Below are 25,766 nucleotides of genomic sequence, written 5' to 3'. Positions count from 1 at the left end.
TGGCGCCCTCACGCGCCGAGCGTGGCCCCGCCGTCCACGGTCAGGACGTGCAGGGTGATGTGCGCCGCCCGGTCGGACAGCAGGAAGATCACGGATTCGGCGATGTCGTTGGTCCGGGCGAGCTTGCCCAGCGGGATGCCGACCTTGAAGGACTCGGGGCTGCCCGCGATGGTCCTCGCGGGGCCCTGCTCGTCCTCCCACATCGAGGCGAGCATCGCCGTGTCGGTGGAGCCGGGGGCGACGATGTTGCAGCGGATGTTGTGCTTGGCCACTTCCAGTCCGAGCGTCTTGGTGAGCATGGTCGCGGCGGCCTTGGAGGCCCCGTACGCGCCCATGGCGGTGCGCGGGGTGCCGGACGCGTTCGAGGCGACGGTGACGATGGCCCCGCGGTTGCGGGGGATCATCCGGTTGACGGCGGCGCGCGACAGCCGGAAGACGCCGCTGACGTTGACCTCGAAGGTCTGGAGCCAGTCCTCGTCGCTGAAGTCGCGCACCTCGCCCAGGCGCAGGATCCCCGCCGTGTTGACGAGGAAGTCCAGCGGGCCCAGTTCGGACTCGACGGCGTCGACGACGGCTTCGACCTGCTCGGTGACGGTGACGTCGGCCGGGTGGGCGTGGACGTCCAGCCCGTCGGCGACCAGCTTCTCCACCGACTCCAGGAGCCGTTCGGCGTCCCGGTCGACGGCGGCCACCGTCGCGCCCTCTTCGGCGAGCCGGCGGGCTACGGCAAAGCCGATGCCTCCTGCGGCTCCTGTGACGAGGGCGACCTTGTTATCCATGTCCAATCTCCCTGCTGGTTCAGGCTCGCCATTGCGTCACCACGGCGTACGCCTGGTTCGGGTTGAGGCGGGGGTCGCACAGGCTCGTGTACCTGTCGCCGACCGTGTGCAGCTGGTCATCGCCGGTCGCGCACTCGGTGACGTCGTCGGGGGTGGTCTCCAGGTGGAGTCCGCCCGCGACGCCGCCGCCCTGGGCCACGGCCGCCTGGAAGCCCTGGATCTCCTTGACGACGGTGTCGACGAGGCGGGTCTTGTGACCGGCGGGGGTGGAGAAGGTGTTGCCGTGCATGGGGTCGGTCAGCCAGACCACCGGGTGGCCGGCCTGCCGTACCGCGTCGACGAGCGCGGGCAGGCGCTCGGCGACCAGGTCGGCGCCCATGCGGGCGATCAGGGTGAGGCGGCCGGGCTCGCGCCAGGGGTCGAGGCGCCGGCAGAGCTCGATGAGCTCCTCCGGCTCCATCGACGGTCCCACCTTGCAGGCGACCGGGTTGACGACCCCGGCCAGCATGTCGACGTGGGGTCCGTCGATCTGGCGCGTGCGCTCGCCGATCCACGGGAAGTGGGTCGAGGTCAGCAGCGGGCTGCCCTCCTCGTCCCAGCGCATCATGGGCAGTTCGTAGTCGAGGAGAAGGGCCTCGTGGCTGGTCCACACCGGCGGGCAGATGCCGGAGCGGCGCGCCGGGTCGGTCCAGCCGAGGTGGGCCATGGCCTGCGCGGCGGAGCGGTACCCGGACAGCAGGCGGAAGGGGTCGGGCAGGCGCTCGGCCAGGCCGGCCCCGGGGCCGTTGACCATGTGCCCGCGGTATACGGGCAGTTCGACGCCGTCCACGACCTCGGTCGGGCGCGAGCGCGGCTTGGCGAACTGGCCGGCGAGCCGGCCGATCCGCACCACCGGCTTGTGCGTGACCATTTTCAGCGTGCCGGCGAGCATGTCGAGGAGGGCGGACTTGCGGGCGATGTAGCCGGCGTCGCACTCCGCCGGGTCCTCGGCGCAGTCGCCCGCCTGGACGATGAAGGCCTCGCCCGCCGCCACCCGCGCGAGGTGGGAGCGCAGGCGGCGGACGTCTCCGGCATTGACCAGCGCGGGACGCTGGGAAAGATCGTCCTTTACTTTGGCCAGGTCGGGGGAATCGGCCCAGTCGGGCTGTTGTAGGGCTGATGCTTTTCTGACGGTGAGTGATGCGGTAACCACAGGAAACTCCCAGGAAATGGGCCCAAGTCTTGCGCATGGGCAGAACTGAGGGGTGGCGGATTATCGATGCTGCTGGGGAATTGGTGCGGCACCCACCGGCCGATAGTCACTCCGTCAGGTGGGGCGGCCGCACCTGACGGAGCCGCGTCCGGATGCATAAGTCACACTTGATTGAAAAGCGGCAGCGGGTTTCCTGTGGCGGCCGCTGCGAACAGAATCCGAACCATGCATGCCGCCTATATCGAACAGTTGGGTCCCGCAGAGCTCATCCGCTTCGGTGAGCTGCCCGCTCCGCAGCCGGGGCCGTCCGACGTGCTCGTCGAGGTCGACGTGGTCTCCGTCAACCACGTCGACACCTTCGTCCGCTCGGGTGCCTGGCGCACCCCCCTCGACTTCCCCTTCGTGATCGGCCGGGACCTCGTCGGGACCGTGCTGTCCGCCGGCGCCGCGGTCGCGCACCGCTTCGCGCCGGGCGACCGGGTCTGGTGCAACAGCCTCGGGCACGACGGCCGCCAGGGCGCCGCCGCCGAGCAGGCCGTCGTCCCGGCCGAGCGGCTCTACCCGCTGCCCGAGGGGGTGGACCCGGTCGACGCGGTGGCCCTCGCACACCCCGCCGTCACGGCCTACCTCGCCCTCTTCGACCAGGGCGGCATCGCCGCCGGCGACACCGTGCTGGTGCTGGGCGCCGCGGGCAACGTGGGCAGCGCCCTGGTCACGATGGCCGCCCACGCCGGAGCCCGGGTGATCGCCACCTCCTCGCCGCGCGACTTCGACTACGTACGGGAACTCGGCGCGGCCGAGGTCATCGACTACAACGACCCCGACGTGTCGGCCCGCGTCCGCGAGCTCAGCCCGGACGGGGTGGACATCCACGTCGACACCTCGGCCCGCAACGACCTGGAGACCGCGGTGGACCTGCTCGCGAGCCGCGGCCGGATCGTGCTGCTCTCGGGCATGCGCACCCGGCCCGTGCTGCCGGTGGGACCGCTCTACCTCAAGGACTGTTCGGTGCGCGGCTTCGCGATCTCGCACGCCACCGCGGGCCGGCTGGCCGCCGCCGCGGCCCACGTCAACAAGCTGACGGCGGCCGGGCTGCTGCGGCCGCGCGGCACCGAGGTGCTGCCGCTGGCGGCGGCGGCCGAGGCGCACCGCCTGCTGGACGAGGGCAAGGTGACGGGAAAGCTGGTACTGCGCGCCCGGTCCTGACACAGAAATCTGCGGAATAACTGCGAGCGGCGCCGCGGGAACATTATCGCGGCGCCGCTCCGGCATGCTTTTATTTTCCATGTGCAATACACGGGCAAAAGACCTGATGGACCCGCGACAAGGGCCTTGAGCGGAGATTGGCGGAGCAGCAGTATTTCGGCCATGACGAACTCCATCATCGACTCGACCCCGCTTTTCGAGGTTCGCGCGGACATTCCCGTCGCGGCCACTGCGCAGGAAATCTACGACGTCGTCAGCGACCTGACCCGGAGCGCCGAGTGGAGCCCGGAATGCATGGGCGGCGAGTGGATTTCCGGTGAACCCTCCACCGTCGGAGCGATTTTCCGCGGCGAGAACCTGCGCGCCGAGGACGTCGTCGGCTGGGCCCCGCTGGTGCGCGGTACCTGGTACACCGAGGCCCGCGTCACGGCGGCCGAGCCCGGCCGCACCTTCCGCTGGATGATGCTGACCCACGCCCAGGAGGACCAGGAGTCCGTCTGGGGCTTCGACATCGAGCCGGCCCAGGAGGGTTCGGTCCTCGTGCACCACTTCCGCATGGGCAAGGCCACCGCAGGCATCCACAAGATCGTCGCCGATCTGGACGAGGTCCAGCGCAAGCAGTTCATCACCGACTGGACCGAGAAGCTCGTCGGTGACCTCGACGCCACCCTCGCCCGCATCCGCGACGTCGTCGAAGGCCGCTGAGCCCGCGTTGTCGCACCCGGACGCCGGCACCGGCTTCCCTCCCGGTGCCGGCCCACTCCCCGTACGCCATCGAAGACACTCTTGAGAGAACGAGGCCATGCTTCTCCAGCGCATAGGAAACAAGGGCATCCGGCTGGGTACGCTCTTCGACCGAGCGGCCGCCCGCACCCCCGCGGGCCTCGTGGTCATGGACCACGACCTGGACATCGCCCCGCAGCTCGGGCGCCGTCCCACCTTCACCGAACTCGCGGACCTGGTCGACGACTTCGCCTCGCGGCTGTGGTCGGTCGGCGTACGGCCCAACCACCACGTCGTCGTGCACAAGGCCGACGGCTTCGACATCTCGCTGCTGGCCTGTGCGATCGCCCGCATCGGCGCGATACCGGCCCTGCTGTCCCCGAAGCTGGACGGCGAGACGGTCGCCACGCTGGTGCGCCGCATCGACCGGCCCTTCCTGATCACCGACCAGGAAAAGCTCGACGCCAACCTGCCGGCCGAGATCTTCGACATCACGGCCGGGGTGCTGCTGACCTCGGGCTCCTACGAGAGGACCGTCGAGCTCGCCTCCCTCGCCGGCGTCCCCCGCGTCCCGGCGATCCCGATGCCGCCCCAGCACCCCACCCTGATCACGCACACCTCGGGCACCACCGGCACCCCGAAGCTCGCCGTCCACACCGGCCACACCTTCGAGGCCCGCTACCGCCCGCAGGCGACGGTCTTCTCCGCCGTGCCCAAGCGCGAACCGGTCGCGGTCCACGTGTCGTTCGTCCACTCCCGGATGTTCACGGCCATGCCGATCTCGATCCTCCAGGGCCACACCCTGATCGTCCTCAAGGAGGACGACCCGGAGACCGTCGGCGACATCTTCGCCCAGGTCCCGCCCGGCTTCATCGAAGCCCACCCCAACACGTTCCTGCGCTGGGAGGCGCTGGCCGACGACCCCCGCGGGCCCCTCGCCAACGTCAAGTACTTCAGCTCGACCTTCGACGCGATCCACCCGCGCACGGTCAGCATCCTGCTCAAGGCGAGCAAGCGGAAGAACGCGCTCTTCGCCCAGGCCTACGGCCAGAGCGAGGTCGGCCCGATCGCGGCCCGCACCTACACCCGCAAGGGCGGCGCCGACTTCGACGGCCGCTGCGTCGGCTCTCCCTTCCCCGGCATGACCGGCGTCCGCGTCGTCAGCCGTGACGGCAACCCCGTCACCAAGGACAACCCGGGCTTCATCGAGATCAAGTCCGACGGCCGCATCATCACCTACCACTCCGAGCACGAGCGCTGGGAGAAGCAGGTCAACGACGGCTGGTGGCGGATGGGCGACCTCGGCTACCGCACCAAGTGGGGCTGCCTGCACCTGCTCGACCGCGAGGTCGACGAGATCCCGGGCATCGGCTCGACCCTGGAGATCGAGGACAAGCTCTTCACCCGGCTGCACGAGCTCATCGAGGTCATCATCATCCCCGGCCCCGACGGGGTCCCGGTCCCGGTCGTCTGCACCCGCGACGACAAGCCGCTCGACCTGATCGCGTGGAAGTCGGCGGTCATCGGCCTGCCGAAGCTCGCCGCCCCGGTCCAGTGGCGTCTGGAGGACGTCCCGCAGACCTCCACCACCAAGATCAAGCGCCTCGAACTCGCCCGACTCGTCGCAGGCGGGGCGGAAGCCGCACCCGAGGCCGGCGCCGACACCGCAACCGAGGTTCCGGCCGAAGCCGCCTGAGCGGACCCCATCCCGTATCCCCACAGCATCGGAGATTTCGCATGAGCAGCTCGTCCGTTGAGATAGCCGTCGTCGGCGCCGGCCCCCGCGGCCTGTCCGTCGTCGAGCGCCTGGTCGCCAACGAGCGGGAGAACCCCGTTCACGACTCGGTCGCCATCCACGTCGTGGACCCGGCCGCGCCCGGCGCCGGCCAGGTCTGGCGCTCCGGCCAGTCACGCCACCTGCTGATGAACACCGTCGCCTGCCAGATCACCGTCTACACGGACGAGAGCTGCAAGATCGACGGCCCGATCGAGCCCGGCCCGACCCTGTACGAGTGGGCCAAGTCCCTCTCCGTCCTCGGCCAGTTCGGCGACTACGACGAGGGCACCCTCGCCGAGGCCGCGGCCATGGGTCCGGACACCTACCCGACCCGCGCCTTCTACGGCAACTACCTCAGCGAGTGCTTCCAGCGCGTCATCGTCGGCGCCCCCAAGCACGTCAGCGTCCACGTCCACCGCTCCCGCGCGGTGGCCATCGCCGACACCCTCGGCATCTCCGGCGGCCCGCAGGGCGTGCGCCTCCAGGACGGCACCCGCCTCAACGACCTCGACGCCATCATCCTGGCCCAGGGTCACGTCCCCGCCCGGCTGACCCCGCGCGAGGCGCGCACCGCATCCCTGGCGCGCATCCACTACCTGACCTACCTGACGCCGGGCAACCCCGCCGACAAGGACCTCGCGGCGATCAAGCCCGGCCAGACGGTCCTCGTCCGCGGCCTGGGGCTGAACTTCTTCGACTACATGGCGCTGTTCAGCCACGGCCGCGGCGGCTCCTTCGTCCGCGACGAGGACGGCAAGCTCACCTACCGGCCGTCCGGGCAGGAGCCCCGGCTGTACGCCTTCTCCCGGCGCGGCATCCCGTACCACGCCCGCGGCGACAACGAGAAGGGCGCGTACGGCCGCTACTTCCCCAAGCTGCTGACCCCGGACTACGTGCGCGCCCTGCGCCAGCGCTCCGCGGAAGGCGGCAAGGTCACCTTCAAGGAAGACCTGTGGCCCTTCATCTCCCTGGAGGTCGAGAGCGTCTACTACGGCGCCCTGCTCGCCGCCAACGGCCGGCCCGAGGAGCGCGAGGCCTTCACCGAGCGCTACCTGGAGACCGAGGACGCCGAGGGCCGCTCCTGGCTGCTCGCCGAGTACGACATCCCCGAAGAGCAGCACTGGAGCTGGGAGAAGCTCTCCATCCCCTACGGGGACCGGGAGTTCGCCGACCGCGACGACTTCCAGAGCTGGCTGGTGGAGTACCTCGCGGCCGACGTCGCCGCCGCCCGCCAGGGCAACATCAGCGGCCCGGTCAAGTCCGCCCTGGACGTCCTGCGCGACCTGCGCAACGAGGTCCGGCTCGCCGTCGACCACGGCGGCCTCGACGGGGACTCGCACCGCGACGACCTGGAGGGCTGGTACACCCCGCTCAACGGCTTCCTCTCCATCGGCCCGCCGGCCACCCGCATCGAGGAGATGATCGCCCTCATCGAGGCCGGGGTCCTCACGATCACCGGACCCGGTACCCAGGTCCGCATCGACACCGACACCCAGACGTACGTGGCCGCGTCCACGTCTGTACCGGGCCCGCAGATCAAGGCACAGGTGCTCATCGAGTCCCGGCTGCCCGAGCCCGACCTGCGGCGCACCTCCGACCCGCTGCTCCAGCACCTGCTGGACACCGACCAGGCGAAGCCGTACGTCATCTCCGGCGAGCAGGGCGGCTACCAGACCGGTGGCCTCGCGGTCACCGAGCGCCCGTACCGGCTCATCGACGCCCGGGGCACCGCCCACGCGCGCCGCTTCGCCTACGGGGTGCCGACCGAGTCGGTCCACTGGGTCACGGCGGCCGGCATCCGGCCCGGCGTGGACTCGGTGACCCTCGGCGACTCCGACGCCATCGCCCGCGCCGTCCTGGCCCTGCCGCCGGTCGCGAGCCTGCCGGCCGGGATCCGCGCGGTGGCCGACCAGCCGGCCGACGACACCCTGCCCGGCGTGATCGTATGACCGGCGAGGGCCCTCTCGTGGACGCCGGCCTGCTGTCCCCGGTGCGGGCCGGCACCGAGGTCGAGACGGCCGTCGGCGACCGGGCGTGGCTCCAGGCCATGCTCGACGCCGAGGCCGCCCTGGCCCGGGCCCAGGCGAGCCTCGGCACCCTCCCGGAGGAAGCCGCGGCCGTCATCACCGAAGCGGCACGGGCCGACCGGTTCGACCTGAGGGCCCTCGCGCTCGCCTCGCGGGAGACCGCGAACCCGGTGGTGGGACTCGTCCAGGCCCTCACCGCGGAAGTCCGCGGCATCGACCCGAAAGCCGCGGACTTCGTCCACCGGGGCTCCACCAGCCAGGACATCTTCGACACCGGCGCCATGCTGGTGGCCGCCAGGGCCCTGCGCCTGATCCGGGCGGACCTCGCCCGGACCGCGCAGGCCCTGGCGGGCCTCGCCCGCACCCACCGCGACACCCTGATGCCGGGCCGCACCCTGGCCCTGCACGCCGTACCCACGACCTTCGGACTCAAGGCCGCCGGCTGGCGCGCCCTCGTCCTCGACGCCGACGCCCGCCTGGCCCGCGTCCTGGACGAAGGCCTGCCGGTCTCCCTCGGCGGGGCCGCCGGCACCCTCGCCGGCTACCTCGAATACGCCGACATCGACCGCCCCGACGTGGCGGCCGACACCGAACACCCCTACCTCGACCGGCTCGTCGACGCCTTCGCCGCCGAGACCGGACTCGCCCGCCCCGTGCTGCCCTGGCACGCACTGCGCACCCCACTCGCCGATCTCGCCGCCGCACTGGCCTTCACCGCAGGAGCCCTCGGCAAGATCGCGGTCGACGTGCAGGCGCTGACCCGGACCGAGGTGGGCGAAGTCGCCGAACCGACCGCCGCCGGCCGCGGCAGCTCCTCGGCCATGCCGCACAAGCGCAACCCGGTACTCGCCACGCTGATCCGCGCGGCGGCCCTCCAGGTCCCGGTGATCGCCGCCGGACTGACCCAGTGCCTGGTCACCGAGGACGAACGCGCCGCGGGCGTCTGGCACGCCGAGTGGCAACTGCTGCGCGAATGCCTGCGCCTGGCCGGCGGAGCCGCCCACACCGCGGTCGAACTGGCCGAGGGGCTGGAGGTCCGGCCCGCCCGGATGCGGGAGAACCTCGACCTCACCGGCGGCCAGGTGGTCTCCGAGCGCATCGCGGCCCGCCTCGCCCCGCACCTGGGCAAGGCCGCCGCCAAGCAGCTGCTGACCGAGGCCTCGACCGCCGCCGCCGCGAGCGGGCGGCCCCTGGCCGCCGTACTCACCTCGATGCCCGGCCACGGCCTCGGCGCGGACCACATCGCACAGCTGTGCGACCCGGCCGGGTACGGCGGCGCCGCGGGCGCACTCGTCGACCGCGCACTGGCCGACGTACCGCAGTCCCCACCCCCGGGATCAACCGTCTGACAGACAAAGGGAGAAACCAGGTCATGAGTGCCACACGATCAGCCAAGGGGCGCTGGATCGAGGACTGGGACGCCGAGAACGAGCAGTTCTGGGAGCAGGGCGGCAAGCGCATCGCCCGGCGCAACCTCTACCTGTCCGTCATCTCCGAGCACATCGGCTTCTCCGTCTGGAGCATGTGGTCGGTCCTGGTGCTCTTCATGACGCCCGCGATCGGGCTCGGCTTCGCGCCCGACGAGAAGTTCCTCCTCGTCGTCACCCCCACGCTCGTCGGCGCCCTCCTGCGCCCGTCGTACAGCTACGCCGTCACCCGCTTCGGCGGCCGCAACTGGACCGTGTTCGCCTCGGCGATCCTGCTGGTCCCCGCCGGGCTCACCGTGTTCTTCATCCAGCGCCCCGGCACCCCGCTGTGGGTGTTCCTGCTGATCAGCGCCCTCGGCGGGGTCGGCGGCGGCAACTTCGCCTCCTCGATGACCAACATCACCGGCTTCTTCCCGCGCCGCCACCAGGGCTGGGCGCTGGGCCTCAACGCCGGCGGCGGCAACCTCGGCGTCGCCGCCGTGCAGCTGCTGGGCCTGCTCGTCATCTCCACCGCGGGCGACACCCACCCGGCGTACATCGCCGCCACCTACCTGCCGCTCATCGTGCTCGTCTCCCTCTTCTGCGGGCTGAAGATGGACAACATCGCGACCGTACGGACCGACCCGGGCGCGCAGCGCGAGGCCCTCGCCCAGCGCGACACCTGGCTGATCTCGCTCCTCTACATCGGCACCTTCGGCTCGTTCATCGGCTACGGCTTCGCCTTCGGCCTGGTCCTGCAGACCCAGTTCGGCTCCACCCCGCTCCAGGCGGCCTCGTACACCTTCCTCGGCCCGCTGCTCGGCTCCTTCTCCCGCCCCTTCGGCGGCTGGCTCGCCGACCGCTTCGGCGGCGCCCGCGTCACCCTCCTCACCTTCGGCGGCATGGGCCTGGGCACCGGCGTACTGCTCCTCGCCTCCGCCCGCGACTCCCTGACGATCTTCATCGCCGGATTCACCGCCCTGTTCGTCCTCAGCGGCATCGGCAACGGCTCCACCTACAAGCTGATCCCCGCGGTCTTCAGCCGCCAGGCCGAGGCCCGCATCGTCCGCGGCGAGGACGCCGGCCTGGCCTTCGCCTCCGCCCGCCGCCTGTCGGGCGCCGCCATCGGCATCTCCGGCGCCATCGGCGCGCTCGGCGGAGTCGCCATCAACCTCGCCTTCCGCGGCGCCTACAGCGGCGGCGCGAGCAACGGCACCCCCGCCTTCCTCGCCTTCCTCGGCTACTACGCCTTCTGCGCCGCCATCGTCCTCACGGTGTACGTACGCCGCGAGCGCGCGGCCGCGGCCGCCCCGGCGGCGCGCGAGCAGCAGGCGGTGGCCGCGGCCGCCCGCCCGGAGAACGTCCATGTCTGACCGGACACCACCCGGGGACACCGCGGGGAACGGCGCCCGCGCCACCGGCGCCACCGGCGCCGCGACCGTGCGGACCCACTGCCCGTACTGCGCCCTGCAATGCGGCACCCTGCTGAGCCGCGAGGACCGGCCCGGCGGAGCCGAGGTCCGGCCCGACCCGGACTTCCCCGTCAACGGCGGGGGCCTGTGCCAGAAGGGCTGGACCGCCCCCGCCCTGCTCACCACCCCCGACCGGATCCGGACCCCGATGGTCCGCGACTCCGGCGGGACCCTGCGCCCCACCGACTGGGACACCGCCCTCGACACCGTGGCCGCCGGCCTCGCCCGGATCCGCGCCGAACACGGCGCCGACGCCGTCGGTGTGTTCGGCGGCGGCGGGCTCACCAACGAAAAGGCCTACCTGCTCGGCAAGTTCGCCCGCCTCGCCCTCGGCACCAGCCAGATCGACTACAACGGCCGCTTCTGCATGTCCTCGGCGGCCGCCGCCGGGAACGCCGCGTTCGGCCTGGACCGCGGACTGCCCTTCCCCGTCACCGACCTCGGCGCCGCCGAGGTGATCCTGCTCGCCGGGGCCAACCCCGGCGAGACGATGCCCCCGCTGATGCGCCACCTCGGCGCCGCCCGGCTGATCGTCATCGACCCGCGCCGCACCCCCACCGCCGCCCGCGCGGCCCTGCACCTCCAGCCACGCCCCGGCACCGACCTGGCCCTCGCCCTCGGCCTCATGCACGTCCTAGTCGTCGAGGGCCACACCGACCGCACCTACGTCGACCAGCGCACGCGCGGCTTCGACGCCGCATGGAAGCGCGCCGCCTCCTGGTGGCCCGAGCGCGTCGAGAAGGTCACCGGCGTACCCGTCAGCGACATGCGCGAAGCCGTCCGGATGCTCGCCGACGCCCGGCGCGCGTACGTCCTGACCGGGCGCGGCGCCGAACAGCACAGCAAGGGCACCGACACCGTCGCCGCCTTCATCAACCTCGCCCTCGCCCTGGGCCTGCCCGGCCGGGAGGGCAGCGGATACGGCTGCCTCACCGGCCAGGGCAACGGCCAGGGCGGCCGCGAGCACGGCCAGAAGGCCGACCAGCTGCCCGGCTACCGGATGATCACCGACCCGGCGGCCCGCGCGCACGTGGCCGGCGTCTGGGGCGTCGACCCCGAGGCCATCCCGGGCCCCGGCCGCAGCGCCTACGAACTCCTCAGCGCCCTCGGCACCGACACCGGCCCGCGCGCCCTGCTCGTCTTCGGCGCCAATCCGGTGGTCTCCGCCCCGCGCGCCGACCGCGTCGCCGCCCGCATGGCCTCCCTGGACCTGCTCGTCGTCGCCGACTTCGTGCCCTCCGAGACCGCGCGCATGGCCGACGTGGTGCTGCCCGTCACCCAGTGGGCCGAGGAGGAGGGCACCATGACCAACCTCGAAGGCCGCGTCCTGCGCAGGCGCCGGCTGCTCGACCCGCCGCCCGGCGCCCGCTCCGACCTCGCCGTCCTGCACGCCCTCGCCACCCGCCTCGGCGATCTCCCCGAGCGCTACCCGGTCGAACCCAGGGCCGTGTTCGAGGAGTTGGGCCGCGCCTCGCGCGGCGGCGGCGCCGACTACTCGGGGATCAGCTACGACCGCCTCGACGCGGGCGAGGCCCTGCACTGGCCCTGCCCCCGGACCCCCGAGGGCGAAGCCGCCCACCCCGGCACCCCCCGGCTCTTCCTCGACCGCTTCGCGCACCCCGACGGCCGGGCCCGCTTCGCCGAGGTGGAGCACCGCCCGCCCGCCGAAGAGGCGCACGCCGAGCACCCCCTGTACGCCACCACCGGCCGGGTCCTGGCCCAGTACCAGTCCGGGGCGCAGACCCGCCGGGTGCCGCAGCTGGCCGCGGCCGCCCCCGAGGCGCACGTCGAGGTGCACCCCGACACGGCCGCCCGGGCCGGCCTGACCGACGGCGGCCACGCCCGGGTCAGCTCGGCGCGCGGCGCCACGCTCGCCCGGGTCCGCCTGGACCCGACCCTGCGCGCCGACACCGTCTTCCTGCCGTTCCACTTCCCGGGCGCCGGACGGGCCAACCTGCTCACCAACGACGCCCTCGACCCGCGCAGCCGCATGCCCGAATTCAAGGTGTGCGCGGTCCGCATCGAACCGGCGGAGCTCGAATTCCCCGAGTCGGACGCCGAGGACGACGGCGCCGAAGACGGCGTCGAAGGCGGCATCAAAGGCGGCACCGAGGCCGACTTCGGGATCGATTCCGAGGGCCGCTTCGCGCAGGAGTTCGCGGACGAGGCCGCCGGCTGCGTGCCCGCCCCCGTACCCGGCCCCGGCCGGGGCCCCGCACTCCGCCAGGACGCCCGCCCATGACCACGTACTCCACCGCCCCGATCCTCGTCATCGGCAACGGCCCCGCCGCCCACCAGGTCCTCGACCGGCTGCGCCACTTCGGCTGCGAGGACCCCGTCACCGTCCTCGGCGCGGAGGACACCCCCGCCTACCACCGGGCGCTGCTCACCTCGGCCCTCGACGGCAGCCTGCCGACCGAGGCCATGGAGCTGCCCCCGCCGCCCGGCGACACCACCATCCGCACCGGCGTCTGCGCCGTCCGCATCGACCGGGTCCGGCGCCGCGTGCACACCGCGGACGGGGACGTCTTCCCGTACGCCCGGCTGATCCTGGCCACCGGCGCCACCCCGATCCTGCCCGCCCTGCCCGGCCTGCGCACCCCCGACGGCAGCCCGGCCGCCGGCGTCGCCGTCCTGCGCACCCTCGCCGACTGCACCCGGCTCACCGCCCCGGCCGCCCGGGAGGCCCGGACCCCCGTGACGATCCTGGGCGCCGGATCCCTCGGCGTCGAAGCCGCGTTCGCGCTCGCCCTCAAGAACCGCCCCGTCACCCTCGTCCACCCCCGCCCCTGGCCGATGGACCACCTCCTCGACGCAGCCGCGGGAGCCCTCGTACGCGACCGGCTCACCGCCGCCGGCGTCGAACTCGTCGCGGGCAGCCCCGCCACCGCCTACACCCCCGCGAGCGCCGGGGCCCCCGGCACCCTCCACCTCGCCGACGGGACCACCCTGCCCGCCGACACCCTGCTGCTGTGCACCGGCGTCCTGCCCGAGACGGGCCTGGCCCGCGCCGCCGGACTGGCCGTGCGCACCGGCGTCCTCGTCGACGACGGCATGCGCACCGACGACCCGCTGATCCACGCCGTCGGCGACTGCGCCGAGCACCGCGGCAACCGCGGCGGATCCCTGGCCTCCGGCTGGGCCCAGGCCGAGGCCCTGGCCCGGTACCTGGCCCACGGTGCCCGCGGCGTGGCCCCCGCCCGCCGCGTCCTGCGGCCCCGGATCGCGGGCCCCGGCCTGGTGGTCCTCGGCATGCCGGGGGCCGCCCCCTGCGACGAGACGATCACGCTCAACGATCCGGCGAACGGCCGCTACGCGCGCCTGGAGCTGACCGGCGAGCACATCACCGCCGGGGTCCTGCTCGGCTTCGACCGGGCCATCGCCACCACGACCGAGCTGTACGTCCACGACGCGCCCGTCCCCCGCGACCGGCTCAGCTTCCTCATGGGCCGCCCCCCGCGCCTGCCCGGGGCCGGCTCCGAGGAGATCACGCCCGAGACCGTCGTCTGCCTGTGCAACAACGTCACCCATCAGGACCTCACCCGGGCCTGGCACGCCGGGGCCCAGGGGCTCGCCGAGCTCGCGAGCGCCACCCGCGCGACCACCGGCTGCGGCGGCTGCGCCCGCCAGGTGGAGTCCCTCTGTGCCTCCCTGGCCTCCACCACCGCTGCCACGACCGGCAGCTGACCCGGCGCGGAGGCCCTCACCCCGCAAAGGAACCCGTATGACCACCCGAACCCTCGTCGTCATCGGACACGGAATGACCGGCCACCGGCTCGTCGAGGAGCTCCGCTCCCGGGACCCGGACGGGACCTGGCGGGTGGTGGTCCTCGGAGAGGAGAGACACCCCGCTTACGACCGGGTCCGGCTGTCGTCCGCCCTCGACGACAAGACCCCGGCCGAGCTGAGCCTCGTCAAGCCGGCCCTGCTCGAAGACGCCCTGGTGGAGTTGCACACCTCCACCAGGGCCGTCGGCATTGACCGGGCGCAGCGCACCGTCGCCCTGGAGGACGGCGGGAGCATCCCCTACGACGCACTGGTCCTGGCCACCGGATCGGTGCCCTTCGTCCCGCCCGTACCCGGCCGCGAACTGCCCGGCGTCTGCGTCTACCGCACCCTCGACGACCTCGACGCCATCCGCGGGGCCGCCGGCCGCACCACCACCGGCGTGGTGATCGGCGGCGGCCTCCTCGGCCTGGAGGCCGCCAACGGGCTGCGGCTGCTGGGGCTTTCCCCGCACGTGGTGGAGATGGCCCCGCGGCTGATGCCCGTCCAGGTCGACGAGGGCGGCGGCCGCGTCCTCGACCGGCTCGTCACCGGGCTCGGCGTCACCACCCACCTGGGCGTGGCGACCAGCCGGATCGAGGCGGGCGAGGACGGCCGGGTGGCCCGCCTGGTCTTCGCGGACGGCACGGCCATCGAGACGGGCCTCGTGGTCTTCTCCGCCGGGGTGCGGCCCCAGGACTCCCTGGCCGGGCCCGCGGAGCTGCCGCGCGGCGAGCGCGGCGGCTTCCTCGTCGACGACCACTGCCGCACCGAGGACCCGCACGTCTGGGCGATCGGCGAGTGCGCCGCCGTCGAGGGCCGCTGCTACGGGCTGGTGGCCCCGGGCTACCGGATGGCGGAGGCCGTCGTCTCCCAGCTGCTGGGACAGGGCCCGTCCCGTTTCCCGGGCGCCGACATGTCCACGAAGCTCAAGCTGATGGGCGTGGACGTCGCCTCCTTCGGTGACGCCCACGCACAGACGCCGGGCGCGCTGGAGTTCGTACGGGAGTCGGCGGGCGGGGAGGTGTACGCCAAGCTCGTCCTGGACTCGCAGGGCGACAGCCTCCTCGGCGGGATCCTCGCCGGCGACGCGGCCGCCTACCCGCGGCTGCGGTCCTTGCTGGGCCGTGAACTGCCCGACTCAGCCGAGGCCCTGCTCGCCTCCGTCTGATCCGCGTCCCGCCCCGCGCCGCCGGGGGCGTCCCGACTCCGGGACACCCCCGGCGGCCTTGTGCTTCCCGTACCCGCCCCGCGCCGGGGACCCGGCACCCGCACCGGCACCCGCACCAGCGCCCGCACCCGGTGCACGGCGAAGGCCCCCACCCTGCCGGGTGGGGGCCTTCGCCGTGCGGTGCGTGTCGTGCTGCCGGATCAGACTCCGGCGGTCTGTGACTCGCGCTCGGCGGCGGGCGCGGTCTGCGCCTTCTGCTCGGGCTTCTTGAGGCCCAGGGCGATCAGGCCGGTGATGACGATGCCGGCCGCGGCGATGAAGACCGCCTTCTGGATGCCGTCGGTGGTGGCGGAGCGCAGCGCCTCGCCCGTCTGGCCCTCCAGGCCGGAGTTGGCGATGGCGACCAGGACGGCGAGGCCGACGGCGCCACCGATCTGCTGGGTGGTGGAGGCGACACCGGAGGCGATGCCCTGATCCTCGGGGGCGACGCCGATGGCGGCGGCACCGAACATCAGGGTGTAGCCGGCGCCCTGGCCGAGGCCCATGATGATCAGGCCGGGGACGAGGGCCCAGTACGAGGCGTCCGTGGCCATGGTGATGCCGACGATCGCGGTGCCGATGACACCGATGACCATGGCGCCGACCATGATGGCGCGGATGCCGTGCTTGGTGGCGAGGCCACCGGCCGTCTGGGCGCCGATGGCGATGGCGACCATCGGGACGAGGAAGGCGACGCCGGTCTCCAGCGGGCTGTACCCGTGGACGCCCTGGAAGTAGACGGTGAGGAAGTACAGCAGGGTGCCGAAGGTGGCCATGTAGAAGAAGGTCACGCCGACCGCGGTGGTGAGGTTGCGGTTCTTGAAGAGCGTCAGCGGCAGCAGCGGGTCCGAGGACTTCTTCTCGATGACGAAGAAGGCGACGAGCAGGACCACGCCGATGGCGAGGGCGCCGAGGACCTCGCCGGAGGCCCAGCCGGACTCGGGACCCTGGACCAGGGCGAAGACGATCGCGGTGATGCCGACCGTGGAGGTCAGGGCGCCCAGCAGGTCGAAGCTGCGGGCGGTGTTGCGGGCGGCGTCCGGCTTGATCAGCGGGAAGGCGAGCAGGGCGGCGATGCCGGCCAGCGGGACGTTGACGTAGAAGACCGACTCCCAGCCGAGGGACTGGGTGAGCACGCCGCCGAGCAGCGAGCCGACGATCATGCCGCTACCGCCGGCGGTGCCCCAGACGGCGAAGGCGCGGTTGCGCTCCTTGCCCTCCGCGAAGCTGGTGGAGACGAGGGTGAGGGTCGCCGGGAAGAGGAAGGCGCCGCCGATGCCCTGGACCGCACGGGCGGCGATCAGCACCTCGGGGGTGCCGGCGAGGCCGCCGAGCAGGGAGGAGCCGGCGTAGAGGGCGAGGCCCAGGACGAACAGGCGGCGCGGGCCGAACAGGTCGCAGGCGCGGCCGCCGAGGAGCAGGAACCCGCCGAAGGCGACGGCGTAGGCGCTGACGACCCACTGCAGGGTCTGGGCGGAGAAGCCGAGCCCGCTGCCGATGTCGGGCAGGGCCACGTAGACGATGTTGTAGTCGATGGAGATGATCAGCTGGGCGAAGGCGAGCAGCGCCAGGGTGAGGCCGAGGTGCTTGCGCCGGCCTTCCTGGTTCTGGGTGGTTGACATGGTGTACAGCTCCCGGGGTCGGGTCGGGGGTCGATGGGTCGTACCTGGTGCGGTGCGGTGGACTGCGGTGCGGTGGAGTGCGGTGGGAGCGCCTGCTCAGGAGGCCAGTTCGTGGGTCACCTGGTCGGCCAGCCGGCGGGCCAGCTCAAGGCGCTTGATCTTGGCGGTGGCCGTGCGCGGCAGTTCGCCGAGCTTCATCTGGATGGGGTCGGCCATCGTGGACTGGTCGGCGATGGCGCGCTTCCAGCGGGCCAGGTCCAGGGGGGCGTCGTCCTTGGTGCAGACGACCGGCACGGGCTCCTTCTCGGGGCCCGGCACGATGATGAGCTCGGTGAGCTCGGGCAGCCGGTGCAGGACGGTGTCCTCGACCTCCAGGGTCGAGTGGATCGTCGGGATCTGGTCGACCTCGCGGTCCAGCAGGTGCAGGCAGCCCCACTTGGTGCGGTAGCCGATGTCGCCGCCGCGCCACCAGTCGCCGTCGAGCTGCTTCTCGAAGCGCTCGGCCTCGCCGTAGTAGGTCAGGGCGCGGCCCGAGGTCTGGACGTCGATGTAGCCGGGGTTGTCGCGGGTGACGGGCTTGCCGTTGCGGGACACCAGGCGGTACTTGGTGATGCCCGGCGTGGAGTAGCCCTGGCAGCGGCCGTCGGCCTGCATGACGGTCTTGCGGGTGTACGGGCGGCCGACCAGCGGGCCGCACTCGCTCTGGCCGTAGACCTGGAGGAAGACGGGGCTCTTGCGCTCCGAGGCCCGCAGGAACTTGTCCATCGTGCCCGGGTGGATGGCGTCGAAGGTCGAGTTGTAGAAGCGGACCGTCTTGAAGGGCTTGCGCGGGTCGTCGAGGATCGACTCGCACTCCAGGAAGGAGTTCGGGTGCGTCTCGAAGACTCCCGGGCGGTACTTGACCATCGCGTCGGCGACCTTCGCCGGCTCGGCGTCGTCCAGGAAGACCATCGGCTTGTTGTTCAGCATCATGGACGCGATGCCCGGGTACATCCGCGAGTGGACGTAGGAGACGTGCATCAGGATCGGCTCGCGCTGGCGCAGCAGGCTGACGGGGATGTTCTGCCAGCGGTAGCGGGCGCCGATCGAACGGGCGGAGTGCACCACGAGCTTGGGGATGCCGGTCGTGCCCGAGGTGTGGGTCATGATGGCGTGCGAGTCGGGGTGCAGCGTCACCGCCGTGCGCTCGGGGGCGCCGGCCAGGTCGGAGAGCGAGATCGCGCCCTCGACCGGATCGGTGACCGAGATGACCCGCGCGGTGAGCTCGGCGAGCGGCGAGGCGGCCAGCGAGCCGTTCAGCTTCGCGGCGTCCGTCAGCAGCGTCGGTGAAGGCAGCCGCTGCAACAGCGCGTTGATGGTCTCTCCGTCGAGGTGGGCGGAGAGCATCACCGGGACGGCGCCGATGCGGGCCGACGCGCACGCGAAGAGGGTGATGTCGAAGTTGTTGGTCTTGTGGATGACGACGTGCTCGCTGGGCCGGATACCACTGGCCCACAGGCGGGTTGCCATCTCGGCGATCAGGTCGGCGAACTGGGCGACCGTCAGGACCTGGCCGACCTCGGGGAGGGCGTCCATGGTGCGGTCGAGCGTGATGGTGTTGGCGCCGAACTGGGCGGCAGCCTCCTCGGCCACGAGGCCGAGGTAGAGCGGCGTCTTGTTCTTGGGAATCCGGAGCATGTGTTCAAGTTCTCACCAAGAATGCCCGGGCCCAATAGGGGTTGTTTGACTGTGTCAGCTCGACGGATTCGAGCCATCGAAATGGCGAGAATTCACTGTGGTGCGCGCGGAAAAAGGCCCGTAGCGGATGCTCCCGCTACGGGCCTTTCCGGTGCCGGTGCGTTGCTGTTCCTGCTGTTCCCGCTGTTCTCGCCAGTGGCGGAGGTGTGTTAGTTCCCCAGCCCCTGCTTGAGCGCCGCGGCGACCTGGAGGGTGCGGACGGTCTGGTAGCCGACCGCCTTGAGGTTGTCCTCGGTCACGTTCTGGGCGAGCAGTCCGGGGACGGCCTGGAGCCCGGAGGTGGCGCTCACGCCGTACGGGTTGCCGTTGCTCGGCGCCACCATGATCGGGTCGGTGACGCCCGGGGGAACGATGATCGCACCCCAGTGGTAGAAGACGTTCGACAGCGACAGGACGGTCGACTCCTGGCCGCCGTGCTGGGTGCCCGTGGACGTGAACGAGGACATGGCCTTGTTCTTCAGCCCGCCGCGTGCGTGCAGTTCGAAGGTCTGGTCGATGAAGTGCTTGAGCGGGCCGGCCATGGCGCCGTAGCGGCCCGGGGTGCCCCAGATGACCGCGTCGGCCCAGTCGAGATCGTCCTGCGTGGCGATCTCGACCTCGCGGCTGCTGCCGCCGACGTGCTCCTGGAACGCCTCGGTCCACTCCGCGAAGTTGGGCGCGATGGTGGCTTCCTGGATCTCGGCGACCCGGCGCAGACGCACCTGCGCGCCGGCCTTCTCGGCCGCTTCGGCGGCGGCCACGGCGAGCTTGTGGATGTTTCCGGTGGCCGAGTAGTAGACGATCGCGACGTTGGTCATCGGCTCTTCAATCTCTCTTGTCTTGTGGGATTCAGGGCTTCGCGCTTTCGCGGTCGATTCCCGGCGGGTTGTCTATGGCGTAACGCCAGGAACCGTCCGCGCCGCGGCGCACCACATCCGTGGCCGTTCCTTCGTGGAGAACGGAAGTTCCGTCCGGCTTGACGCCCTTGATCAGATAGTCACACAGAAGCAGCGCCAAGTCGTCATATTCATAGCAGTGGCGCACCGTCAATTTCATCGGAATGCCGAGGGACATGAAGCTGCGCGTCGCCTCGCGCCGGCCCTCGCCCGTGACGACCTCGCCGGGGGTGAGCACGCGTACCGCCCCGGGCTCGAAGAGGCGGTCGATCGCCTCCATGTCGCGGGCGTTGAAGGCGCGCAGGAACGCATTGGGCAAATCGGCCGGTGCCGTGACGGTTGTGGTCATGGTGACTCCTGGGAGGGGGGAAAGGAGGTACCTGGCGGAGGCGGTGGAGGAGGAACCCACACCGTGGGGGGAGGGGGAGGATCCGGCGGTGCGGGTGGGGGGCGCGGGCAGCGGCCGGGGATGCGGGGTGGGGACCCGCGGCTACTCGACGGCGATGCCGGGCGTGCCCTGCGGGCGCACCGGCTCGACCGGCAGGCGGTCCAGCGTCATGCCGAAGTGCTTGTGGTAGGCCTCGAACACCTCGGTGTCGTCGGCGAGGTGCTCCACGGTGAACTCGCCGTGGACGCGCTTGGTCAGCGTGTGGCCCTTCAGCGTGATCCGGCCCTCGACCGTCGGCAGCGAACAGAACACGTCCTGCATGAACGGCGAGTCCGGACAGGTGCGGAACCACCACAGCGAAGGCCGGAACTCGCCCAGCTCACGCGCCCGGCCGTCCACCCGGTACATCGGCTCGCCGTCCAGGAACAGGTCGAACTCGCCCTGCTGCTCAGGCCCGAAGGCGAAGGCGCCCTGCGGGTCGTACTGCACCTCCGGGGTCCCCAGCAGCAGCGGCCGGCGCGCGTTGCGCCGGAAGCCCACGTCCACCAGGTACGCGGATCCGTCGACGGTCACGCGCAGCATCAGGTGGCCCAGCGGAGCGCCGAGCCCGCCCGGGCGGTGGACCCGCGCCGACAGGATCTCCACCTGGAAGCCGAGCGCCTCCAGCAGCAGCCCGAAGGCCGGGTTCACCTCGTAGCAGGCGCCGCCGCGGCCCTGGTGCACGATCTTCTCGACGGCCCGCTCGTCCAGGTGGATCTCCTGGCCGAGGTGGTAGTCGAGGTTCTCGAACGGCACGGTCAGCACGTGCCGTTCGGTCAGCTCGGACAGCGACGCCAGGTCGGCCTTCGCGGGACGCGAGGCGCCGATCCGGGCCAGGTACGCCGTGGCGAGCCCGTTGTCGATCACCGGGCGTCCAGGGTCTTGAGCACGGAGGCGACCTCGAGCGTGCGACGCGCCTGGAAGGCCGCGGCCTCCAGGTTCTCCTCCGGGACCTGGCCCGGGTTGGCGCCGACCACCGCGGAGGCGCCGTACGGGTTGCCGTTCTTCGGCTTGTACAGCACCGGGTCGGTCGAACCGGTGGAGACGATGAGCGAGCCCCAGTGGGTGATCGCGTTGTGCAGGGCGAGGATCGCGGAGACCTGGCCGCCGTGGGCCGCCGAGCCGGACGCGAAGGCCGAGACCGCCTTGTTCAGCAGCTTGCCCTCGATCGACAGCTTCGACGTGGAGTTGATGAAGTGCATCAGCTGCGGGGCGGCGAGACCGAAGTGCACCGGGGTGCCGATGAGGATGCCGTCCGCCCACTCCAGGTCCGCGAGGGTCACCACGGGGATGTCCTTGGTGGCGTTCTGGAAGTCGGAGGCGCCGTCGCGGCTCGCCGCCTCGCCGTTCGGGGCGATCTCGGCGACCCGCAGCAGGCGGACCTGTGCGCCCTCCTTCTCGGCCGCGGTGGCGGCGGCCTCGGCGAGCTTGTGGGTGGAGCCGGTGGACGAGTAGTAGATGACAGCGATGTTCGTCATGACGAGATGCACTCCCTTTCGACCGCCCCCGCTCGTTTCCGGTTTTCGACTGCCGGGGCCTTGAGTTGATCCTGCTTGGGCGCCGGGCGCCCCATCGAGAGCGCCGGCTCTAGTCCGTCACGTACGAGGCCCTGCGCCGGCGGCGGCCGGTCACGACCAGCAGCACCACACAGCCGCCCAGCAGCGCGGACATGAACAGCCCGACACCCCTGACCTCGCCGAACGCCAGCGGGATCTGAGCGCCCACCCCGCCGCCGATGTTGAGCGTGAACCCGTACAGGGCCGTCGCCATGACCCCGTGGGCCACGCCCGAGATCGAGCCGATCTCCTGCACCACGGCAGGGCCGATCGCCGCCAGGCCGAGCATGAAGACGAACATCGCCCCGGCCAGCCCGGCCGCCGTCCCGCCGAACACACCGGCGCCGCAGATGCCCAGCGCCGCCACGGCGAACGCCCCGGCCCCGCGCTTGCGGGCCGGTATCCGGCCCAGCAGCGGGGCCACCAGCACGCCCAGCACCAAGGCGGGGATGGCGGTGGCGCGCAGCGTCAGCATCGCCTGGCCGTCACCGACGAGCGAGGGCGGCCCGTAGAGCTGCACGCTCGTGTAGACGGCGGTCAGGGTGCTGGAGCACGTGAGCCCGACGACGTACAGGGGCAGCAGCCGCAGCCACATCCGGCGGACGGCGCCGCGGTCCGCCCGCGCGGCGGGCTCCCCGGAGGCACCGGCGGCCCCGGCCCGCGCCGGATCCTCCGGCGCCAGCACCCGGCGCAGGATCTGCGCCCCCACCAGCAGCAGCGGCGCCGTCACCCAGAAGGTGCCCCGCCAGCCGACGACGGCGGCCAGCAGCTGGGATTCCACCTGACCGGCGACGATGGTCCCCGCCATGCAGGCGGAGACGATCGTCAGCGCGGTCGGCAGCTTCGAAGCCGGCATGTGCGCGTTCAGGTACGCGTACACCAGCGGGACGTACACCCCGGCGAACACCCCCTGCCCGGCCCGCAGCGCCAGCCCCGCGCCGAAGGAATCCGCCAGCGGCACGCAGGCGGTCGCCACCGCCAGCGCGCTCACCCCGGCCACCAGCACCGTACGGGTGCCGAACCGCCGGGCCAGCGGCCCGGTGAACAGCGATATGAGCGCGTACGTCGCCGCGTACGCGGACGTGGCCCAGGTGGCCGACGCCTGGTCCACCCCCCAGGCCCGCCCGATGTCGGGCAGCAGCGGGATCGCCACGTACAGCTGTCCCACCACCAGCATGCCGAGCAGGGAGATGCCCGTGATCACGCGCCAGACCGACTGCCCCGCCTCGGGCGAGGCGGGGCAGTCGGGGGCGCCGTCGCCCGCCGGGGCCCGGGGCGGGGCGGTGGGCCGGGGAGAGGTCGTGCGCAGACTCATCGTTCCTCCTGGGCTGCGGTGCACCCCGGGAGGGTGGGCCGGGCCGAGCGTCGTGGCGGGTCGGCGATCAGCTGCCGTACGGCTGCTGGGCCTTCTTGTCCTTCAGCGCGGTGCCCCACCACTCCAGGGAGTCCAGGAGGGTCTTGGCCGCGGCTTCCGCCTCGGTCGGGTCGATGAGGTTGCCCTGCTCGTCGAACTGGCCCCAGGGACCGTGGAAACCGACGGTGTCGCGGACCGTCACCGAGTGGGTCTCGGCGAAGATCTGGCGCAGGTGCTCGACGGCGCGCATGCCGCCGGCGAGACCGCCGTAGCCGACGAAACCGACCGGCTTGGCGTGCCACTCGGTGGTGTGCCAGTCGATCAGCGACTTGAGCGAGGCGGGGTAGGAGTGGTTGTACTCCGGGGTGACGACGACGAAGGCGTCGGCGGCGGCCAGCCGCGGGGAGACCGCGGACAGCTGGGCCTGGACCTCCAGGTCCGGCGACTGCGACAGCCGGTTGGGCAGGTCGTGCTCGATCAGGTCGATCACGTCGACGTCCAGGCTCTGCCGCTCACGGGCGACACCGGTGAACCAGTTCGCGATGACCGGGCCGAACCGGCCGTCACGGACACTTGCGACGATGACTGCGACGCGGAGCGGCTCAGACATTGAAAAATACCTCCGGATGAGTGCGAGCTAGCGGTGCCCACTTTTTGCGCCGCGCGCCGCGCGGACAACGCCGCAGCCACGAGTACGTCAACTCCCCGGCCCCGCCGCCCCCGCGGATGTCATCCCTCCCCGCGGCCCCGGTCGTCGGTCGGGGCGTCACGGTAGGCGGTGTGCCCCGGCCGACTCGCCGGCCGCGGGCCGAGTCCGTCAGCTCGGCGCCGGCCCCCGCCGGGTACTGACGCGTACTGGCGAGTACTGACGAGTACCGGCGAGTAGTGGCGAGTACTGACGGATTCCGGATCGCCGTGGCCGGAACCGTGCGTTCCTGACCGAGGCTGCACGCACTCGACCGAAAGCCTCGTCCTGCGTGCCAGGACTGAACGGAGTGTGGTTCACGTGCTCAGCAGACGCTCGCTCATACGCGCCGGTGCCAGCGTCGGGGCGGCCGCCGCACTGACCGCCGGAACCGGTGGCCTGATGCTGGCGCAGGCGGCCGGCGCCACCCCGTGGAAGACCCTGCAGAGCAGGCTGTCCGGCCGGCTGGTGCTGCCCGGCGACGCCACGTACGAGACGGCCAAGCAGCTCCAGCTCGCCCAGTTCGACGCGATCCACCCGCAGGCCATCGCCTACTGCACCAGCGAGTCCGACGTGGCCGCGTGCATCCGCTTCGCCCAGGACTACGGCCTCGCCCCGGCGGTGCGCAGCGGCGGCCACAGCCAGGCCGGCTACTCCACCACCCCCGGCCTGGTCATCGACCTCTCGAAGCTCAACCACGTCCGCCCCGGCGACACCGTCCACCTCGGCCCGGGCAGCCAGGGCGTCGACGTCCTCAACTCCCTCTCCCCGTACAACATCCAGGTCGCGGCCGGTACGTGTCCCACCGTCGCGGTCGGCGGCTGGCTCCAGGGCGGCGGCCTCGGCTACGCCACCCGCAAGTTCGGCATGGGCGCCGACCGGCTGGTCTCGGCCCGGGTCGTCCTGGCCAACGGGTGCACGGTGCGCGCCTCGGAGAACGAGAACCCGGACCTGTACTGGGCGCTGCGCGGCGGTGGCGGCGGCAACTTCGGCGTCGTCACCGACTTCGAGGTGCAGCCGGTCCAGATCCCCTCGCTCACCACGTACAACCTCAACTTCGCCTGGTCGGACGCCGTCCAGGTGATCCTGGCCTGGCAGGACTGGATCGCCACCGCGCCCCGGGAGCTGTCCGCGGAGCTGCTGTTCCTGCTCTCCACAGACGCACCGCAGGGCACCGAGCCGTACGTCGTCCTCACCGGCGGCTACGCCGGTCCGCAGGCCGACGCCAACCGGGTCCTGGACCAGCTGGTCGCGGCCGTCGGCCGGCCCACGACCTCCCGTACGGTCGTCGAAGCGCCGTACCGCGAGGCGATGATGAACGTCTTCGGCTGCGGGACGAAGACCGTCGACCAGTGCCACCGGATCGGCTACTCGCCCGAGGCGCAGCTGACGCGTGACAACTACTCGCTGGGCCGCAACAACTTCTTCGCCCGCGGCTGGACCCGCGCCAACGCCGAGGCGGCCCTGGCGGCCTTCACGGCCGACTTCCGCCCGGGCCAGTTCCGCTTCCTGGGGCTGTTCGCCTACGCGGGCAAGGTCAACGACGTCGCCCCGACGGCCACGGCCTTCGTGCACCGCGACTCGCTGTTCAACGCCGGGTACTCGGTGGGTCTGACCAGCCCGAACCTCACGCAGGAGGACAAGGACCGGGGCCAGGCCTGGGTGGACGGGGGCTTCAACACGGTGGAGCCGTACGCGGCCTCGCTGCACCAGTCGTACCAGAACTACATGGACCCGGCACTGACCAACTGGCGCGACGCCTACTACGGCCGGAACTACACCCGCCTGCGCTCGGTCAAGCGCGCCTACGACCCGAACCGCTTCTTCCGGTTCGCGCAGGGCATCGACTGAACGAGGGTCGGCCGGGCCGGCGCCCTGCGGGGCGCCCCCGCCGGGTCAGCGCAGCGGCCAGACGCGCGCGGACCCGGCGGGGAGCGGAGACCGCCAGATCCG

General features: G+C 72.1%; 20 protein-coding genes. 10 read left to right on the top strand and 10 right to left on the bottom strand.

All coding sequences use genetic code 11. From position 1 onward, the window contains the following. Positions 1-8 precede the first annotated feature (8 nt). Both ACS04_RS16730 and ACS04_RS16725 read right to left on the bottom strand, forming a co-directional pair. On the bottom strand, positions 9-779 hold the full coding sequence (locus ACS04_RS16730; RefSeq protein ID WP_048477426.1) for a 2,3-dihydro-2,3-dihydroxybenzoate dehydrogenase: 771 nt from the start codon (positions 777-779) through the stop codon (positions 9-11). Between the two features lie 19 nt (positions 780-798). After that, a complete protein-coding gene (locus ACS04_RS16725) occupies positions 799-1,971 on the bottom strand; it encodes a 3-deoxy-7-phosphoheptulonate synthase (RefSeq protein ID WP_048477425.1) in 1,173 nt (390 codons plus the stop codon). Positions 1,972-2,196: 225 nt separating this feature from the next. Between ACS04_RS16725 and ACS04_RS16720 the strand changes: the two genes are divergently transcribed. The 9 genes from ACS04_RS16720 to ACS04_RS16680 all read left to right on the top strand — a co-directional run bounded on the left by ACS04_RS16720 (position 2,197) and on the right by ACS04_RS16680 (position 15,518). Then, positions 2,197-3,177, top strand: coding sequence for an NADPH:quinone reductase (locus ACS04_RS16720; protein WP_048477424.1), 981 nt, complete (start codon positions 2,197-2,199; stop codon positions 3,175-3,177). Positions 3,178-3,339: 162 nt separating this feature from the next. Further along, positions 3,340-3,882, top strand: a complete 543-nt coding sequence (locus tag ACS04_RS16715; protein ID WP_048477423.1) for an SRPBCC family protein — start codon at positions 3,340-3,342, stop codon at positions 3,880-3,882. 97 nt (positions 3,883-3,979) lie between these two features. After that, a complete protein-coding gene (locus ACS04_RS16710; RefSeq protein WP_048477422.1) occupies positions 3,980-5,596 on the top strand; it encodes a class I adenylate-forming enzyme family protein in 1,617 nt (538 codons plus the stop codon). Positions 5,597-5,637: 41 nt separating this feature from the next. Next, on the top strand, positions 5,638-7,626 hold the full coding sequence (locus ACS04_RS16705) for an FAD/NAD(P)-binding protein (protein ID WP_048477421.1): 1,989 nt from the start codon (positions 5,638-5,640) through the stop codon (positions 7,624-7,626). After that, positions 7,623-9,053 (top strand): nitrosuccinate lyase, encoded by a 1,431-nt coding sequence (locus tag ACS04_RS16700; RefSeq protein WP_048477420.1) that lies wholly within the window; start codon positions 7,623-7,625, stop codon positions 9,051-9,053. The genes ACS04_RS16705 and ACS04_RS16700 overlap by 4 nt, the downstream gene beginning before the upstream one ends. A 23-nt stretch (positions 9,054-9,076) precedes the next feature. Continuing rightward, positions 9,077-10,483 (top strand): MFS transporter, encoded by a 1,407-nt coding sequence (locus ACS04_RS16695; protein WP_048477419.1) that lies wholly within the window; start codon positions 9,077-9,079, stop codon positions 10,481-10,483. Beyond that, positions 10,476-12,824, top strand: a complete 2,349-nt coding sequence (locus tag ACS04_RS16690; RefSeq protein ID WP_078864857.1) for a molybdopterin oxidoreductase family protein — start codon at positions 10,476-10,478, stop codon at positions 12,822-12,824. Before ACS04_RS16695 ends, ACS04_RS16690 begins: the two co-directional genes overlap by 8 nt. Continuing rightward, positions 12,821-14,269, top strand: a complete 1,449-nt coding sequence (locus ACS04_RS16685; RefSeq protein WP_048477418.1) for an FAD-dependent oxidoreductase — start codon at positions 12,821-12,823, stop codon at positions 14,267-14,269. The genes ACS04_RS16690 and ACS04_RS16685 overlap by 4 nt, the downstream gene beginning before the upstream one ends. A 37-nt stretch (positions 14,270-14,306) precedes the next feature. Further along, positions 14,307-15,518, top strand: a complete 1,212-nt coding sequence (locus tag ACS04_RS16680) for an NAD(P)/FAD-dependent oxidoreductase (RefSeq protein ID WP_048477417.1) — start codon at positions 14,307-14,309, stop codon at positions 15,516-15,518. 200 nt (positions 15,519-15,718) lie between these two features. Here ACS04_RS16680 and ACS04_RS16675 read toward each other — a convergent pair whose 3' ends face one another. The 8 genes from ACS04_RS16675 to ACS04_RS16640 form a co-directional block, all read right to left on the bottom strand. Beyond that, the gene (locus ACS04_RS16675; protein ID WP_048477416.1) at positions 15,719-17,179 is read right to left on the bottom strand and encodes an MFS transporter; all 1,461 of its coding nucleotides are present in this window, start codon (positions 17,177-17,179) and stop codon (positions 15,719-15,721) included. 96 nt (positions 17,180-17,275) lie between these two features. Next, on the bottom strand, positions 17,276-18,856 hold the full coding sequence (locus tag ACS04_RS16670; RefSeq protein ID WP_048477415.1) for a class I adenylate-forming enzyme family protein: 1,581 nt from the start codon (positions 18,854-18,856) through the stop codon (positions 17,276-17,278). 209 nt (positions 18,857-19,065) lie between these two features. Continuing rightward, positions 19,066-19,713, bottom strand: coding sequence for an NAD(P)H-dependent oxidoreductase (locus ACS04_RS16665; protein WP_048477414.1), 648 nt, complete (start codon positions 19,711-19,713; stop codon positions 19,066-19,068). A 31-nt stretch (positions 19,714-19,744) separates the two neighbouring features. Beyond that, the gene (locus ACS04_RS16660; RefSeq protein WP_048477413.1) at positions 19,745-20,140 is read right to left on the bottom strand and encodes a YybH family protein; all 396 of its coding nucleotides are present in this window, start codon (positions 20,138-20,140) and stop codon (positions 19,745-19,747) included. 141 nt (positions 20,141-20,281) lie between these two features. Then, a complete protein-coding gene (locus ACS04_RS16655) occupies positions 20,282-21,085 on the bottom strand; it encodes an arylamine N-acetyltransferase family protein (RefSeq protein ID WP_048477412.1) in 804 nt (267 codons plus the stop codon). Further along, complete coding sequence (locus ACS04_RS16650) at positions 21,082-21,696, bottom strand: NAD(P)H-dependent oxidoreductase (RefSeq protein ID WP_048477411.1); 615 nt, start codon at positions 21,694-21,696, stop codon at positions 21,082-21,084. The genes ACS04_RS16655 and ACS04_RS16650 overlap by 4 nt, the downstream gene beginning before the upstream one ends. 109 nt (positions 21,697-21,805) lie before the next feature. Then, entirely contained in the window at positions 21,806-23,089 is a 1,284-nt protein-coding gene (locus ACS04_RS16645) for an MFS transporter (RefSeq protein ID WP_078864853.1), read from the bottom strand. 67 nt (positions 23,090-23,156) lie between these two features. After that, positions 23,157-23,738, bottom strand: coding sequence for an NADPH-dependent FMN reductase (locus ACS04_RS16640; protein WP_048477410.1), 582 nt, complete (start codon positions 23,736-23,738; stop codon positions 23,157-23,159). A 396-nt stretch (positions 23,739-24,134) separates the two neighbouring features. Here ACS04_RS16640 and ACS04_RS16635 point away from each other — a divergent pair, with 396 nt between their 5' ends. Then, complete coding sequence (locus tag ACS04_RS16635; RefSeq protein WP_048477409.1) at positions 24,135-25,664, top strand: FAD-binding oxidoreductase; 1,530 nt, start codon at positions 24,135-24,137, stop codon at positions 25,662-25,664. The last annotated feature ends 102 nt before the right edge of the window (positions 25,665-25,766 follow it).

It is taken from the genome of Streptomyces roseus (assembly GCF_001044425.1).
GTDB classification, from domain to species: Bacteria; Actinomycetota; Actinomycetes; order Streptomycetales; family Streptomycetaceae; genus Streptomyces; species Streptomyces roseus.
This window is presented reverse-complemented; position numbering and strand designations above follow the sequence as displayed.